12 protein-coding genes, 1 tRNA gene and 1 other RNA gene are annotated in these 15,454 nt (G+C 66.6%); 7 read left to right on the top strand and 7 right to left on the bottom strand.

Annotation, left to right across the window (positions count from 1 at the left end):
- Both Q0627_RS15485 and Q0627_RS15480 read left to right on the top strand, forming a co-directional pair.
- Positions 1-1,266, top strand: coding sequence for a glycoside hydrolase family 27 protein (locus Q0627_RS15485; RefSeq protein WP_298811259.1), 1,266 nt, complete (start codon positions 1-3; stop codon positions 1,264-1,266).
- A gap of 139 nt (positions 1,267-1,405) precedes the next feature.
- A complete protein-coding gene (locus Q0627_RS15480; RefSeq protein WP_291015293.1) occupies positions 1,406-2,398 on the top strand; it encodes a metalloprotease in 993 nt (330 codons plus the stop codon).
- 32 nt (positions 2,399-2,430) lie between these two features.
- On the opposite strand, the gene Q0627_RS15475 is transcribed toward Q0627_RS15480, so the two are convergent.
- A complete protein-coding gene (locus Q0627_RS15475; RefSeq protein WP_291015291.1) occupies positions 2,431-3,579 on the bottom strand; it encodes an acyl-CoA dehydrogenase family protein in 1,149 nt (382 codons plus the stop codon).
- Positions 3,580-3,794: 215 nt separating this feature from the next.
- On the opposite strand from Q0627_RS15475, the gene ssrA reads away from it, so the two are divergent.
- Positions 3,795-4,167, top strand: a transfer-messenger RNA (tmRNA) gene (gene ssrA, locus Q0627_RS15470).
- Positions 4,168-4,244: 77 nt separating this feature from the next.
- Here the strand turns inward: ssrA and Q0627_RS15465 are convergent.
- Positions 4,245-5,153, bottom strand: coding sequence for a hypothetical protein (locus Q0627_RS15465; protein WP_291015350.1), 909 nt, complete (start codon positions 5,151-5,153; stop codon positions 4,245-4,247).
- A 200-nt stretch (positions 5,154-5,353) separates the two neighbouring features.
- Here Q0627_RS15465 and Q0627_RS15460 point away from each other — a divergent pair, with 200 nt between their 5' ends.
- On the top strand, positions 5,354-6,769 hold the full coding sequence (locus Q0627_RS15460) for an FAD-binding oxidoreductase (RefSeq protein ID WP_298811255.1): 1,416 nt from the start codon (positions 5,354-5,356) through the stop codon (positions 6,767-6,769).
- Positions 6,770-6,809: 40 nt separating this feature from the next.
- Here Q0627_RS15460 and Q0627_RS15455 read toward each other — a convergent pair whose 3' ends face one another.
- From Q0627_RS15455 to Q0627_RS15435, 5 genes are all read right to left on the bottom strand, one after another.
- Positions 6,810-8,315: an APC family permease gene (locus Q0627_RS15455; protein ID WP_291015287.1), complete on the bottom strand. Its 1,506-nt coding sequence runs from the start codon at positions 8,313-8,315 to the stop codon at positions 6,810-6,812.
- A 246-nt stretch (positions 8,316-8,561) separates the two neighbouring features.
- A complete protein-coding gene (locus tag Q0627_RS15450; RefSeq protein WP_291015285.1) occupies positions 8,562-9,182 on the bottom strand; it encodes a LysE family translocator in 621 nt (206 codons plus the stop codon).
- A gap of 29 nt (positions 9,183-9,211) precedes the next feature.
- Entirely contained in the window at positions 9,212-9,763 is a 552-nt protein-coding gene (locus Q0627_RS15445) for a hypothetical protein (protein WP_291015283.1), read from the bottom strand.
- On the bottom strand, positions 9,760-11,850 hold the full coding sequence (locus tag Q0627_RS15440; RefSeq protein WP_298811246.1) for a DUF2339 domain-containing protein: 2,091 nt from the start codon (positions 11,848-11,850) through the stop codon (positions 9,760-9,762). The genes Q0627_RS15445 and Q0627_RS15440 overlap by 4 nt, the downstream gene beginning before the upstream one ends.
- Positions 11,851-11,937: 87 nt before the next feature.
- Positions 11,938-12,549, bottom strand: coding sequence for an alpha/beta fold hydrolase (locus Q0627_RS15435; protein ID WP_298811243.1), 612 nt, complete (start codon positions 12,547-12,549; stop codon positions 11,938-11,940).
- 114 nt (positions 12,550-12,663) lie between these two features.
- Here Q0627_RS15435 and pgm point away from each other — a divergent pair, with 114 nt between their 5' ends.
- The 3 genes from pgm (at position 12,664) to Q0627_RS15420 (ending at position 15,356) form a co-directional block, all read left to right on the top strand.
- Positions 12,664-14,307, top strand: a complete 1,644-nt coding sequence (gene pgm / locus Q0627_RS15430; protein WP_291016052.1) for a phosphoglucomutase (alpha-D-glucose-1,6-bisphosphate-dependent) — start codon at positions 12,664-12,666, stop codon at positions 14,305-14,307.
- Between the two features lie 124 nt (positions 14,308-14,431).
- On the top strand, positions 14,432-15,163 hold the full coding sequence (locus Q0627_RS15425; RefSeq protein WP_291016050.1) for a thioredoxin domain-containing protein: 732 nt from the start codon (positions 14,432-14,434) through the stop codon (positions 15,161-15,163).
- Between the two features lie 117 nt (positions 15,164-15,280).
- Positions 15,281-15,356 (top strand) — tRNA-Ala (locus Q0627_RS15420).
- The last annotated feature ends 98 nt before the right edge of the window (positions 15,357-15,454 follow it).

Raw genomic sequence — 15,454 nt, 5'->3', positions numbered from 1 at the left:
GTGAGTTCCCGCCTTCGGGTTCGTGCCGCCGTTGCCGCGTTGCTGGTGGCGGTGTTCGCGGTCGGGTGCACCGCAGACCCCGAGGACCGGATCGGCGGCCAGCGGCCCGCCATCGACGGGGTGGCCAAGCCCCCGCCGATGGGCTGGGACAGTGGTCCCTCGCTCGGCTGCAAAGTGACCGAGCAGTCGATTCACCAGCAGGCCGACGCACTCGTGTCGTCGGGTCTGCGGGAGGCGGGCTACCGGTACGTCATCGTCGGTGACTGCTGGTCTGCGCCGGAGCGGGCGGCAGACGGCGCGCTGCGTCCGGATCCGGTCCGTTTTCCGTCCGGAATGGCCGCGCTCGGCGAGTACCTGCACGATCGGGGACTGTGGTTCGGGTTGTCGTCGACCGCCGGCACCCGGACCTGTGCGCAGCATTCGGGCCGCAGTCCCGGCAGTACCGGAAGCCTCGGCCGGGAGGCGCGCGATGCCGCGACGTTCGCCGACTGGGGAGTCGACTACCTCTCGTACGACTGGTGTTCGGGGCAGTCCGATCGTGAGGAGCAGATCGCCGCGTTCACCGCGATGCGCGATGCGCTGCGTGAGGTGGGCAAGCCGATCGTGTACGCGATCAACCCGAATCGCGGACTGGACGCCACCCGTCCGGGTTCGGACGCCTATTGGGGTGGTGTCGCGACGGTGACCAGGGTGACCGGTCCCACCGTACCGGCCTGGTCGAGCGCCGGGCGGGACAGAAAGGTGCAGGGCGTCATCGAGGTAATCGATGCGCTGGCTCCGCTGGCCGGGCGCGTGCGGCCGGGCACCTACAACGATCCGGGCCTGCTGCAGGTCGGGATCGCCGACGGTGCGGGCGACCTGACCGAATCCGAACAGCGGACGCAGTTCTCGATGTGGGCGATGATGGCGGCGCCACTGATCATCGGCGTCGATCTGACCACGATGCCCCCGTCGGCGGTCCGGACCCTGACCAACGGTCAGATCGTGCGGATCGATCAGGACAAGCGGGTCAGCGCCGGCGCCCGCGTGGCCAACAATCCGGAGATCTGGTCCCGGGCGGTCGGCGACAAAGGGCTGGTGGTGTCGCTGACCAATCGCGGTAAGGCGCCACGCAAGTTGTCGGTGGCGCTGAGCGATCTCGGACTCGTCGGCGATGCGACGGTCGGGGGCGTCGACGCCTGGACCGGTGAGCGATACCGGGCTGTCGACGGAAAACTCACCGTCACCGTCGCCGCCCACGACACCGCCGTGCTCACCATCGTCTGAGCCGGCAGCGGCCGGCCTGGGTGGGCGATCATTCGCGTCGACGACATAGGCGATGGTGGGGGCGCCGACCTGCTAGGTTCGTTCTCACGTTCGGCCCGCTCGGGCCGCCCCGCATTCACGATCGGAGAACGAAGTGAGAGTGGCCCGTACCCGGAAGGCGCCGGCGGCGCGAATGCTGATTGTGGTGGCCGTGGCGATGCTGAGCGCGGTCACCGGCTGTTCGGACCTGTTGTCCTCCGACGACGAGAAGTCGCCGCAGCCGGGGGTCTCGGCTCCGGCGTCGGACGGCGGCTCTTCCGGCGGTGGCTCGTCCGACGGCGGGTCGTCGAAAGGCAAGGCCGGCTCGTGCGCGGTCGATTCGTGCCCGCAACTGCCCACCCCGTCGGGCGATTTCACCGGCAGCGGTATCACCGCGGACAACGTGGCGACGAAGGTGACGCCGTTCCTCACCTCGCTGCTCGACGACCTCGACAAGGCGTGGGGAGCCTGGTTCACCGAACTCAACTGGGGCGATCCGTCGGCGGGCCGCAAGCTGATCGAGCCGGGCACCACCTTCGAAACGGACTGCACCGACGGTGACAACAAGATCGGCGCCGTCTCCTCCGATCTGAAGAACGCGTTCTTCTGTGGCGTTGACACCCAGCCGAACGGCAACGGCAAGGCGACCGAGGGCACGATCATCTTGCCCGTACAGACCTTCGCCGGGATCTGGCAGGGCGATGTGTTCGGGGCGTCGGTGCCGTCGGTGATCGTCGGGGATTTCACCGCGGCCACGGTGGTCGCGCACGAGTACGGCCATAACGTCGTATTCCGGATCGCGCAGGCGCTCAACATTCCCGACAGCGCGTTTCCGCAGGGCAACAACCGCGAGTTGATCGCGGACTGTTTCGCCGGCAACTGGGCGGCCACCGTGTTCGACCGCGACGATCTGTCGGTGCGCAACATCCTGCAGGCCGCCACGCTGCTGCCGCTCATCGGGGATTCGGGCCCGGACCAGGGGCACGGCACGGTCCGCGAACGTGCGGCGGCGCTGACCACGGGGTTGACCGGGAAAGCGCTGCCGACGTTCGAGCGCCGGGGACAGCCGGTGGACTGCCTCACCAAGTACTGGCCGGAAAAGTTCTCGGCCTAGGGCGGGATCGGGACAGGCTGGGCTAAACGGGGCTAAACGCCCATGCTTCTGCCGATCAGGTCCTTCATGATTTCGGTGGTTCCGCCGAAGATCGTCTGGATGCGGATGTCGGTGTAGGCGCGGGCCACCCGGTATTCGTTCATGTAGCCGTAGCCGCCGTGCAGTTGCAGGCAGGAGTCGACGACCCGCTTGCTCAGTTCGGTGCACCACCACTTGGCCTTCGACGCGTCGACGGCGCTGGCCTCACCGTCGAGCACGCCCTGCAGGCAGCGGTCGATGTAGGCCTGCGCGACGTCGAGTTCGGTGGCCATCTCGGCGAGGGTGAACCGGTTGGCCTGGAACGTGCCGATCGGTTTGCCGAAGGCCTTGCGGTCCTTGCAGTACTGCAGGGTCTCCTCGTACACCGATCGGGCGATCGCGGTGGCGGTGACCGCGATCGACAGGCGCTCCGACGGCAGGTTGTGCATCAGGTGGTAGAAGCCCTGATCGACCTGGCCGAGCACGTTGGCCGCGGGCACCCGCACGTTGTCGAAGTGCAGTTCGGCGGTGTCCTGTGACTTCAGGCCCATCTTGTCGAGCTTGCGGCCGCGCTGGAAACCTTCCATGCCGCGCTCGACGACCAGCAGCGAGAACGCCTTGTGCTTGGCGGCCGGGTCGGGGTTGGTGCGGCACACCACCACCACGAGGTCGGAGTTGATGCCGGAGGAGATGAATGTCTTGCTGCCGTTGAGGATCCAGTCGTCGCCTTCACGGACGGCGCTGGTCTTGATACCGGCGAGGTCACTGCCCGCGCCGGGTTCTGTCATCGCGACGGCGACGATCGTCTCGCCGGTGGCCATGCCGGGCAGCCAGCGCGCCCGCTGCTCTTCGTTGGACAGCGACGTGAAGTAGGGCACGACCACATCGTTCTGCAGGGTGAACGCGGGCGCGGCGTGGCTGGAACGGGCCAGTTCTTCGGCGACCACGACATTGAACCGGAAATCCTCGACACCGCCGCCGCCGAACTCCTCGGGAACGTTGAAACCGAGCAGACCGGCCTCGCCGGCCTTGCGGTAGACGTCCCGGTCGACCTGACCTGCGGCCTCCCATTCCTGCGAATACGGTTCGATCTCGCGGGAGATGAACGCGCGAACGGTCTCGCGGAACTGTTCGTGCTCGGGTTCGAAGATCAGTCGCTTCATCGAGGGCCTTCCGGGTGGCGGAGTGTGTCGTAGGTAACCATACAAGTACCAGAGCGCTTACCGATCGCTCGTTCGGGGTGCGCTCCCGACGCGGAAAACCGCAGGTAGTCGCCCATCGTGGGCCTTCGTGGCGGTGATCGGATAAATAGGGATGAAATGCGGGCGCAGGGTTGTTAGTATCGAGTGCCCGCCGGGAAACCGGAGGGACCTGACTCGGGGCTGATCGGATTCGACTACGTGCGCCGAGGCAGGGGAAGCGTGCCGGTGCAGGCTGGAGACCACCGTATAAGCGTCGCGGCAACCAATTAAGCGCCGATAAGAATCAGCGCGACTACGCCCTCGCTGCCTGAGCAGCCCGGCTAGTCTGTCGGCCCGAGGGTGCTCTCACCTCGGTCCCCGGCATCATCTTCGGGAGCTCACCGTCCCCGCCGGTCGCGGGTGGGGACGGGACAACTCACAGCGACTGGGATCGTCATTTCGGCAGGTTCGCGTGACCGGGAGATCCGAGTAGAGGCACAGCGGACTGCGCACGGAGAAGCCCTGCCGACTCGACGGAGGACCCGGGTTCAATTCCCGGCAGCTCCACGAGAGCCCCTCACCTGTTTACACAGGTGGGGGGCTTTTCTCATGGCTGAGGCGGATCGCGGTCGATGTCTGTGCCCACACTATGCCCGGCTTTCCAATCCGCAGATCCCGGTGATCGGTCCGTCGAAGTGAGCCAGCAACCGATCCGAGCCGTCCCGGCCGATCCGCCGGACACGTCCGGACAGATCCGACACGTACACGGCCTCACTGTCCACGGCCAGGCCGACGGCCTCGCGGAAACCGTCGGCCAGGATTTCTGGTGTCCGTCCGGACTGCCCGATGGCCGGTAGTGGTGCGCGGTTGAGAGTGTTGCCCAGCGGCGGTGCACCCCGATCGGTCCAATACAGGTCGCCGTCGTGGATCTCCAGGTCGATCGGCTCCGGCAGGCCCTCCCAGAGCACCTCGATATCGGTGCGGCGATTGGCCGATTCCCCGTCGGGTACCGACAGTCCGGCCCGGAATATCCGTCCGCGACCGCCTTTCGACGGTCCCTTCTGTGTCCAGTAGAGATGGCCCGCAGAGGCGTCGACGGCAACCCCGACGCATTCGGACATCCGGTCGGGCGCGGGCGCGTTGATGACCTCGTCGCGACGGTCGGTGCCGTCGAGCCGGATACTGCTGACCCGAAGCCCCTCACGATCACCCCAATACAGCCGGTCAACGCCGTCGAAGGCGAGCTGTTTCCCGGTGACGACGCTGCCGCGCCCGGTCAGATCACGGCGGTTGTTGCCGTCCCGATCGATCGCATGGACGCCACCATTGGCCGCGCCGTAATCGCGGCCTGCTTCACCCGGGATATCGGGATCGCGCATCGAGGCACCCATCGTCGTCCAATAGACCGAGTCACCGATCATCACGATGCCGTCGGGTGCTCGTCCGGTCCCGTCGTAGAGTCGTTCCACCCGACCGTCGGGAATGCGGATACGCAGGATCTCATGGGACGCGATGCCCAGCGCGAGTAGCCGGTCGAAGATCATCGTCTCGAACATAGCCAATCGCCGAACGTCGTGGGGGTGATCCGGGCAGGCCGATGAGGGTGGGTGCGTCGGCGACCGCCCGCGCGGGCGGGACGTTCGCCGATTTCGCGCCGACGCGGCTGCCCGTATATATCGTTGGCAGGACCTGAGACGGCAACGACTCCGGTAGGACGCCGTGTCGAACGGTGTTCGCCGGACAGGATGGAGAACTCGTGACCTGGGCTTGCGAACCCACCGAGCGGTCCCGTGCGATGGTGGCCGGGGCCTCGCCCGAACCGTACTGGCTCGACCGACCAGAACGTCCGGCACCCCGCCCACGCCTGGCCGCCGATGTCGAAGCCGACCTGCTGATCGTCGGGGGTGGGTTCACCGGACTGTGGTCGGCGGTGCAGGCCGCCGAGCGGCATCCGGGCCTGCGCATCGTCCTTCTCGAACGCGATCGGATCGCCGAACATGCCACCGGACGCAACGGCGGATTCTGCTCGGCCAGCATCACTCACGGGCTCGGAAACGGATTGGCACGTTGGCCCGACGAGATGCCCACCCTCGTGCGGCTCGGCAAGAAGACTCTCGACGAGATCGAGGCGACGATCGAGCGTCTGGGTATCGCCTCCGACGCCGGGCGGACCGGTGAACTCGACATCGCCAACTTCGACTGGCAGGCGGTCGAACTGGCCGGGGTCGTCGACGATGCCGCGGCCGTCGGACAGAAGCTGGATCTGCTGTCGGCGGAAGCGGCGCGGGCGCGGGTCGATTCGCCGATGATCGCCGGGGCCACCTTCGATCCGGACGTGATCATGCTCGATCCGGCCAGGCTCGCCTGGGGTCTGGCGGCGGCGGCCGAACGGCTCGGTGTGACGATCCACGAGCACACCGAGGTCGGGAGACTGCGTTCGGTCGGGGAGAAGGTAGTCGCGACCACCGGCTACGGCTCGGTCACCGCGGCGAAGGCGGTGCTGGCGACGTCGGCGAGTCCGTCGCTGGTGCGTCGCCTGCGGATGTTCACGGTGCCGGTGTGGGACTACGCGATCATGACCGAACCGCTCTCGGGCGAACAACTCGCGTCGCTGGGATGGGCCGGCAGGGAAGGCCTGGCCGACAACGGTCCGCGTTTTCACTACTTCCGGCTGACCGCCGACAACAGGATTCTGTTCGGCGGCTGGGATGCGCTGTACCACTTCGGCTCGGATGCGGACCGGCGGCATGAATTCGAGCCCGCCGAGTTCGCGCTGCTCGCCGAACATCTACTCCAGTTCTTCCCGCAGCTCGAAGGCATCAAGGCCTCGCATACCTGGGGCGGGTTGATCGACACCTGCTCCCGGTTCAGCGCCTTCTGGGACACCTCGCACAAGGGACGGGTGGTGACCGTGACCGGGTTCACCGGACTCGGGGTGGGGGCCAGTCATTTCGGGGCGGCGGTCGCGCTCGACCTGCTCGACGGGGTGCGCAACGAACGCACGGAATTGAAGATGGTCAAGTCCAAGCCGATCCCGTTCCCGCCGGAACCGGCACGGTGGATCGGTGTGAACATCACCCGCCACCAGATCGCCAGAAGTGAACGGCGTCAAGGTAAACGCGGACTGTGGCTGACCATCATGGATAAGACCGGCCTGGGCTTCGACAGCTGACGCCGCGGTCTACTGACCGCGAGGCCAATAGACCCCGCGGTCAGTAGACGTCCGGCACCAGCACTTCGGTTTCGGCGGTCAGTGTCTTGCCCTGGAAGAACTCCTTCCGGTGGGCGTAGCAGGCGAGCATAAGCGGCACACCCAACACGAGCATGCCGACGCCGAGGATGAACACGCCACCGACACCGCCGATGGAGGTTTCGCCATAGTTCTCGTCGAACATATCCCACGCGGACTGGCCGAATGCCCACGTCATCGCCACCCCGCCGAGGAATGGCAGCAGCCCGCGCATGAGGAAGTGGCGCATCGAATCGAAGAGGCTGCGCCGGAAATACCAGACGCAGGAGAACGCCGTGATGCCGTAGTAGAAGGCGACCGCGAGGCCGAGAGAGGCGATGGAATCGGCGAGCGTGTTCTCGCTGAGCAGGGCCAGCACAAGGTAGAACACGAGCGCCGACACACCCATCACGGCGGTACCGAAATCCGGTGTCATGTAACGGGGGTGGATGCGGGCGAACTTGTCCGGAAGCGCCTTGTAGACGGCCATCGACAGACTGCCGCGCGCGGTGGGCAGGATCGTCGACTGTGTCGACGCCAGCGCCGAGACGCTGACCGTGAGCAACAGTGCCGACGCCATCAGTCCGCCCGCCACCGGATCACCGAGAATGGTGAGCACGTCGTCTTCGTTCTCGCGGTTGTTCAGGCCGATTCCTGTGTTGCCGAAACCGGCGAATGCCTGCACCGCGTACGCGACCAGGACGTAGGTCGCGACCAGGATCAGGCAGGTGATGATCGCCGCCTGACCGGGCGTCTTGGCCGGATTCTTGGTTTCTTCGCTCACCGCCAGGCACGCATCCCAGCCCCAGTAGATGAAAATGCACAAGATCACCGCGGCCGCGATCTGCGAATGGTCCAGGCCTCCGGGCCACAACCAGCTCAGCTCCGGCTTGATCGCCTGATCACCCGCCTTGTCGAAGCCGACCTTCACCAGGGCGACGACGCTCGCCAGGATCAGGATGACGAACTGTATCGCCATTAGGACGGCCTGTAGTCGTTCGCTGATGACGATGCCGCGGATGCTCACCCAGGTCATCCCGGCGATCAGGATGCATCCGAAGGCGATCTTGATCCACATGTTGTCGGCCCACGAGTCCAGATGCACGAAGCGCAGCATGTAGATACCGGCGATCTCGGCCACGTTGGCGAGCACGATGATCGCCGACACGGCCAGACCCCAGCCGCCGATCCACCCCACCCACGGACCGAATGCCCGAGTGCCCCAGGTGAAGGTGGTGCCGCAGTCAGGGGTGTCTGCGGACAGTTCCTTGTACGCGAACGCCACCAGCAGCATCGGAATGAACGCGATGACGAACATCGCCGGGGCCTTCTCGTGTACCTCGTGGACGACGTAACCGAGTGTCGCGGCGAGACTGTACGTCGGCGCCGTCGCCGACAGTCCGATCGTGACGTTGCCGAGCAGTCCGATGGATCCTGAGCGCAGGCCCTTATCGCCCGGTTCGCTCTGGATCACGGGGTTGTTTGCCATCTTCGCGTCTCCCGATCGCCCCGACATGTGCGCTCAGACTACGGTTGTGCTCGTCGCCGTGTGCGGCAGTAAGCGATATTCGTCGCCACCCACAAACACGAGATTTTCGCAATAAACAAATCGGAGTTCAGGTGCCACATTCTGGCACTGAACTCCGATTTGCCTGAACTCCGATTGATTGCCCCGATGACGCGAAGAACGCACGGGCGCCGGATCGTCGGGTGAGCTTGTCCGCCCGATGATCGGTCACACCGATTCGAGCGCGAGTGCCCCGGCGAAGCCGAGCATCACCGCGCCGACCGAGCCGTCGATGCCGCGCCGGAACGACGCCTGCGAGATCAGCTCCCGGAAGGTCGATGCGCAGAACACCACCGCCAGCAGGAACAGCGAACCGACGACGGCCAGCGTGAGCGCGTACAGGGCGAGTTCGGCGATGCCTGCGTTACCGGAGACGAACTGCGGCAGGATCGCCAGATTGAACGCGAGCACCTTCGGGTTGGTGATGTTGCACAGAAATCCCTGCCGGGCGGCCTTGGCCGCGCTCACCGGCGATCGCTGCATGTTCTGCCATCCGGCGTCGGAGTAGCGCAGGGCGGCGATGATCGCGCTGATCCCCAGATAGACGAGGTAGGCGACACCGACCCACTTGATGGTGAGGAACACCGGTTGGCTGTGCGCGATGATCGCGCCGAGCCCGGTCACCACGGCCCCGGCCTGCACCACGTTGGCGGTGAGGATCCCGGCGGTGGTCCACAGCCCGCGGCGACGACCGCCGGCGACGCTGGCCCGCAGGGTGAAGAAGGTGTCCGGTCCCGGCGCGACGGCCAGCAGGATCGCAACGCCCAGGAATGACAGGTACGTGCTCACCGAACAACGGTAACTGGTCGTCGAGGTGGTCATGCCGGTCGTCGGGCAGAACGCGACCTGACGGCGTTGCGGTCGCCGGCGATCCGGGCGACGACGGCGACCGCGAGCAGCCCGACGCCGATGTCGGCGAGGTACCTCGTCCAGTCGGTACCGCCGAAACCGGGCAGCGTCAGCGCCGATTCCATCCAGACGATCCCGGCCACCGACAGCACCGCACCGGTGATCGCCCCGATGTGGCGGCCGGTCAGTACGGAGATCGCGGTCGCAACCACGCTCGCCGCGAGAACATAGTGCCCCCAGTCGAAGAACTGCCGCTGCATCGCGGTGCCGAGTCCTTGCCGCGCGTGGCTACCTGCCAACGAGGAGACCTGCTGCGCCGAGTCGAGAAAGCCGCGGCCTTGCGCATTGGGTACGGCATCGGGCGCCGGCCACCAGTCGGCGGCATACAGGCACAGCAGGGTGGCGATGGCGCCGCAGACGGCGAGCAATCCGGCCGAACCCATCTTGTGGTCGGTGATCGAACCGAAGCCGAACACGGTCGCGGGTACGCGACCGTGTGCAGCGGGCAGTCGGCGGGTCATCGCGCGGGCTGGTGCCGGTCGTCGGTCAGAGACTTTGCGTACACGCTGCCCAGCGTCAGGATCATCAGACCGGTGACGATGAACACGATCACCCGGAACACCCCGTCGAGGGCGGCCAGATCGAACAGGAACAGCTTCGCGACGGCCGCCGCGACCAGCACCAGGCCCGCGGTCAGCGTCAGCGCCCGGGTCGATCCGTTGTGGCGGGCGTACCAGAGCAGCGTCGCCGCCGTCGTCATCCACACGATGGTGGCCGCCACATGTCCGGCGCGGAAGCCTGCGTCGGGGTCGATGAGAACGCCGAGGCTCACGCACAGATCGGTGATCGCCGCCACCGTGACCATCCCGGACAAGCACCACATGACGCGTGCCGAATCACGGTCGGTGAGTTGCTGATAGCCATAACCGACCGCGATCGCGGTGGTGCCCAGGGCGATCGCGAACACCGGTTCCCATGTCAGCCGGTCGCCGGTGAGCTGGTCGTTGGCGATGAGCGCGGCCAGGCGGTCACCGTTCAGGAAGCCCGCGGCGCCGAGCGCACCGAAAGCGGTGCCGATGAACAGGACGGCCTTACCGGTGTCGCCGAGATTCGGTGCGGCAACCGCACACATGGTGGCCACGGCCAGCACGGTGACGGTCTGGGCCTGGCCGCCGGTGAGCGTGGCGATCGCGGCGAAGGAGGCGACCGCGGCGGCGGTGAGCCAGATCTGCCGGACACCGAGGGTGACACCGGCCAGTGTGTCACTGGCGTACACCAGGACGACGAGGACGACGGCGCAGGTGAAGCCTGCCACGGCCACCGGTACCGAATGCGCCGCGGCGGAGGCGACGACGAACGGGACCAGCGACAGCATTCCGGTGAGCGCGTACTCGGCGCCGCGGCCGGTGCGGCGCAACGCCATCAAGGTGCCGCCGATGGCGAGGGCGAACCCGAGCAGACCCACGGCGAGGTATAACCAGGCGGTAGCGCCGTCGGCGCGCAGATCGTCGTTCGCGGACATGACGGCCGCGGTGAGTGTCAGCGATGCGGCGACGACCCGGGCGAAGAACAGTCCGAGCCAGTCGCGGTCGATCTGCAGCAGTAGGCCGATCGCGGAGAGCGCCAGCATGAAACATGCGGTGACCAGGGTGAATCCGTCCGCGATGACGGGGACCAGCACGATCAGCGGCACCACCACCAGAAGTCCCAGCGCCTGGCTCGACCAGCGGTGCGCCAGCGCCAGCCCGGCCCCGCCGATCGCCCCGCACACCAGCAGGCCGGCGACATCGGGCAGCCAGTGATAGATGACCGTCGCGGCGAGCACATCGAGGTAGGCGGCGCCGACGCCGGTGGCGCACAAGGCGATCGCGCCGGCTCTGTACCCGGGTTTGCCGGACAGCCACAGGCCGGTTCCCGCGAGCGCCGCCGCCAGCACACCACCACCGGCCACGCGCAGTCCGGGGCCCAGCCAGCCGGCCTGCGCGGCCAGCACGAGCAGCAGGACGACACCGATGAGGGTGACACCCACTCCGAGCCCGGCCAGAATCCTGCCGACCAGCCCCCTTTCGAATGCCGCCGACAGACGTTCGGACAGCGGCACTTTCGGGGGAGCGGGATAGCCCGGCACACCGTACGGCGGAACGGGGACCTGCATCGGGGCCATACCTTGTGTCGGATAGCCGGGCGCCTGGAAACCGGGCGCCGGGTACCCGGCGGCAGGGTTGGGCCGGAACGTTCCGGTGGGAACTGCTCCGAGGAACGCGGCACAGGGTATCGACGCGCCGGGCACCGAACCGGCGGGCACGGGGTTCGTGATGACGGTGTTCGGCGGCGTCGTGCCAACGCCCGGTGCGGTGGGTGCCGCCGGTCCGAACGTCGGTGTCGGGACCTGGAAGCCAGGTGCGTAAGGCGACTGCGTGGGCGCGACGAGCGGCGGTACAGCGTGGCTCGTGGCCGCGGCGGGCATGGCACCGGTGCGCAGCAGCGCGGTGAGAGCATCGACTTCGGCGCCGATGCGGGTCAGGCGGGCGGACAGATCACTGACGTCGTCGGACAGCCCGGTCAGGCCGGTCAGGACGGCAGATCGGGAGTCGTGTGGCGTGGTCATGGATCGAGTATTGACAGGGCGGCGCCGCGAAACCTGCGCATAATTACCTATCGATCCCTGAGTTCTACTCCCTCGGGGCGTAGGAGGTCAGCGCGTGCGGGCGTCGTCGAGGGATCGCCCCACGAACCGGAGCGCCTCACCCTGCCAGGTCAGGACGTGGTCGAGCATCGGGTGTCCGCCACCGGGGATGGGGATGTACGTGGCGTCCACACCCCGGGCGCACAGTTCGCCGATGCCCTTCTCGGTGCGGTGTGCGTACGTCCGGGTGTCGGCGGTGCCGTGCAGCGCGACCACTCGTACCCCGTCGTGGATGCGGCGCCAGTCGGCGAACTGCCACCACGGGGCGAGCGCGAGCAGCGATCCGACGCTGCGCTCGGCGGCCAGTTGCGCACCGACCCGGCCACCCATCGAATGCCCGATCAATGCCACCGGCACCCCCGGGTAACGGGCGGTGATGTCGTCGAGGGCTTTGCGCGCGTACAGCATCGGACTGTTCTGCTGACCGTTCCAGCCGTACACGCGGTAGCGGACGTCGCGCACCACCACCGACGACCCGAAGCGGGCCCGGATCGAGGCGCTGAACGGGTACATGCGCAGCGCCGACGGCTGCAGCGGGCTGAACGGCTTGTAGCTGGAATCGGTACCGCCCGGCAGCACGAGAACGGCCAGGGCCGGGGACGACGGGGCGCGCAGAAGCATGCCTGCCGTTCTACACGATCGGCCTCCGGTGCCGGCCTGTGGCCGGACTGTGCAGTCCCGGTGAACGTGGTGCGATCGGGCGCGCACCGGGGTGTCCGGTGGCAGAATCGGCCTATGGCTCACCCGCGTGCAGGAACCCCGGCCTTACCCGAAGATCTGATCGACGTCGCCGCCGTCGAGCGGGCGTACTACGAGAACAAACCGGATCCGTCGGATCCGTTGCAGCAGGTCGTGTTCGGGACATCCGGGCATCGCGGTTCCAGCCTCGACAACGCGTTCAACGAGGATCACATCCTGGCGACGACGCAGGCGATCGCCGAATACCGTGCGGGGGCGGGGATCACGGGACCGTTGTTCATCGGCTTCGACACCCACCTGCTCTCGATTCCAGCGTGGCGCAGCGCGCTCGAGGTGCTCGTGGCCAACGGTGTCAGCGTGTGCACGGCGGCGCACGATGCGTTCACCCCCACCCCGGCGGTCAGTCGCGCGATTCTGACCTTCAACCGCGACCATCCCGGGGTCCTTTCCGACGGCATCGTGGTCACCCCGTCACACAATCCGCCCCGCGACGGCGGCTTCAAATACAACCCGCCCAGCGGCGGCCCCGCCGACACCACCATCACCTCGGTCGTTGCCGCACGGGCCAATCAGCTTCTCGCCAAAGGTCTTTCCGGAGTCAAACGGGTTTCGTTCGAAAGTGCGCGAGCCAATGACCTGGTCACCGACTATTCATTCATCGACGGCTACTTCGCGGACCTCGCGGGAGTTATCGACATCGACGCCATCCGGGCCGCAGGCGTCCGGATCGGAGCCGACCCGATGGGCGGTGCGTCGGTGGGTTATTGGGCCGAACTGGGCGACCGGTTCAACCTCCCCGAATTTACCGTCGTCAACTCGACCGTCGACCCCACATTCGGATTCATGACCCTCGACACCGACGGCAAGATCCGGATGGATTGCTCCTCGCCGAATGCGATGGCGTCGTTGATCTCGGCCCGCGACAAGTATGACATCGCCACCGGAAACGACGCCGACTCCGACCGGCACGGCATCGTCACCCCCGACTCCGGTCTGATGAATCCCAACCACTATCTGGCGGTGGCCATCGAGTACCTGTTCACTCATCGGCCGGGCTGGAATCCCGATGCGGCAGTGGGCAAGACGCTGGTGTCCTCGTCACTCATCGACAGGGTCGTCGCCGGCATCGGCCGGAAACTCCTAGAAGTGCCGGTCGGATTCAAATGGTTCGTTGACGGCCTGCTCGACGGCTCGATCGCATTCGGCGGCGAGGAGAGCGCGGGAGCGTCGTTCCTGACGTTCGACGGCAGCCCGTGGTCCACTGACAAGGACGGCATCATCCTGGCGTTGCTGGCCGCCGAGATCCAGGCTGTCACCGGGCAGTCGCCGTCTCAGCATTACCGCAGGCTCGCCGATACCTACGGCGAATCGGTGTACGCCCGCATCGACGCCCCCGCGAGCCGGGAACAGAAGGCGTTGCTGGGGAACCTGTCACCCGACCAGATCACCGCCACCGAACTCGCCGGCGAACCCATCACAGCGATCCTCACCGAGGCACCCGGCAATGGCGCGGCCATCGGCGGACTCAAGGTGACCACCGAGAACGCCTGGTTCGCGGCGCGGCCGTCCGGCACCGAGGACGTGTACAAGATCTACGGAGAATCGTTCAAGGGCGCCGATCACCTCGCGCAGGTGCAGGCCCAGGCGCAGGAGGTCGTCGACGCCGCGCTCGGCGGTTGAGTCGGCATGCGAACGGTGTACGTGTTCAGGAACGTCTCATGCCGTGGTCGCTAGAGTTGTCCAGGAGACACACAGCTCAGCCGTGCCGTGACGGCTGAGCGCGACACAGCAGAAGGACAGGTCCGTGAGCAAAGACCGCAAGCAACAGGTGCCCAAGGTAGGAAAATCGGGGTACAAGCCGCAATCCAACTCGAGCACGATGACCTACATCCTGTTCGGTGTGGCCATTGTGGTGATCGCGGCGGTCGTGATCGGCGGCATCGTCTGGAGCAACAACGACGGCGGCGAGAAGGTCGATGAATCGCGGCTCACCAACACCGCCCTTGTCATCGGCGAGGAGTCGGCCCCCGTCACCATCGACGTGTTCGAGGACTTCCTGTGCCCGGCCTGCGGGCAGTTCGAGGCATCGCAGGGCCAAAAGGTCCTCGACGCCGTCAACGCCAAGAAGCTGCGCGTGCGCTACCACATGCTGAACTTCCTCGATAGGAGTTCGGCATCCGGCGACTACTCCACCCGCGCGGCCGCAGCCTTCCAGTGCGTCGCCGACGGTGGCGAGAAACAGGACGTGATCAAGAAGTTCCACACCACCCTGTTCGAGAACCAGCCGCAGGAACTCGGCTCCAGCGACCACAGCAACAAGGACCTGGCCAAGTTCGCCGCAGACGCTGGAGCGAGCGACAACACCCAGGCGTGCATCTCGTCGGGCACCCGCGTCAAGAAGGCCAAGGAGAACGCCGCTGCGGCGCAGGAAACCCTCTCCAAGGCCTCCGGCGGCAAGGTCAGCACCCCGTCGGTCCTCCACGATGGCAAGCTGATCACCCTGAACGAGAACTGGCTCGCCGACCTCCTGAAGTAGCCACCACCGTCCCGGTCACCGCGTTTACGCAGGTGACCGGGACGATTTGGTCGCCGCGTCGATGGTGGTGTAACTTTTCAAAGGCGCTCAGGGAAACCGGGCGTCACAACCGAATACGGGGCTATGGCGCAGCTGGTAGCGCACCACACTGGCAGTGTGGGGGTCAGGGGTTCGAGTCCCCTTAGCTCCACCATCGAAGAAACCCGCTCCGACCTGCGTCGGAGCGGGTTTCTTTGGGTACGCCCGGCATGGGCATTCGCTTGGAGGTGGAAGTCCTCTGGAGGGGAAGGT

Origin of the sequence: uncultured Gordonia sp. (genome assembly GCF_937858515.1) — a bacterium.
GTDB lineage: Bacteria > Actinomycetota > Actinomycetes > Mycobacteriales > Mycobacteriaceae > Gordonia.
Note: the sequence above shows the minus strand (reverse complement) of the source record. Positions and strands in the feature narration are given on the sequence as shown.

Coding starts and splice junctions, on each gene's coding strand:
- Q0627_RS15475 (WP_291015291.1), bottom strand. CDS start 3,579: ATGAAGCGACTGATCTTCGAACCCGAGCACGAACAGTTCCGCGAGACC.
- Q0627_RS15465 (WP_291015350.1), bottom strand. CDS start 5,153: ATGTTCGAGACGATGATCTTCGACCGGCTACTCGCGCTGGGCATCGCG.
- Q0627_RS15455 (WP_291015287.1), bottom strand. CDS start 8,315: ATGGCAAACAACCCCGTGATCCAGAGCGAACCGGGCGATAAGGGCCTG.
- Q0627_RS15445 (WP_291015283.1), bottom strand. CDS start 9,763: ATGACCCGCCGACTGCCCGCTGCACACGGTCGCGTACCCGCGACCGTG.
- Q0627_RS15440 (WP_298811246.1), bottom strand. CDS start 11,850: ATGACCACGCCACACGACTCCCGATCTGCCGTCCTGACCGGCCTGACC.
- Q0627_RS15435 (WP_298811243.1), bottom strand. CDS start 12,549: ATGCTTCTGCGCGCCCCGTCGTCCCCGGCCCTGGCCGTTCTCGTGCTG.
- pgm (WP_291016052.1), top strand. CDS start 12,664: ATGGCTCACCCGCGTGCAGGAACCCCGGCCTTACCCGAAGATCTGATC.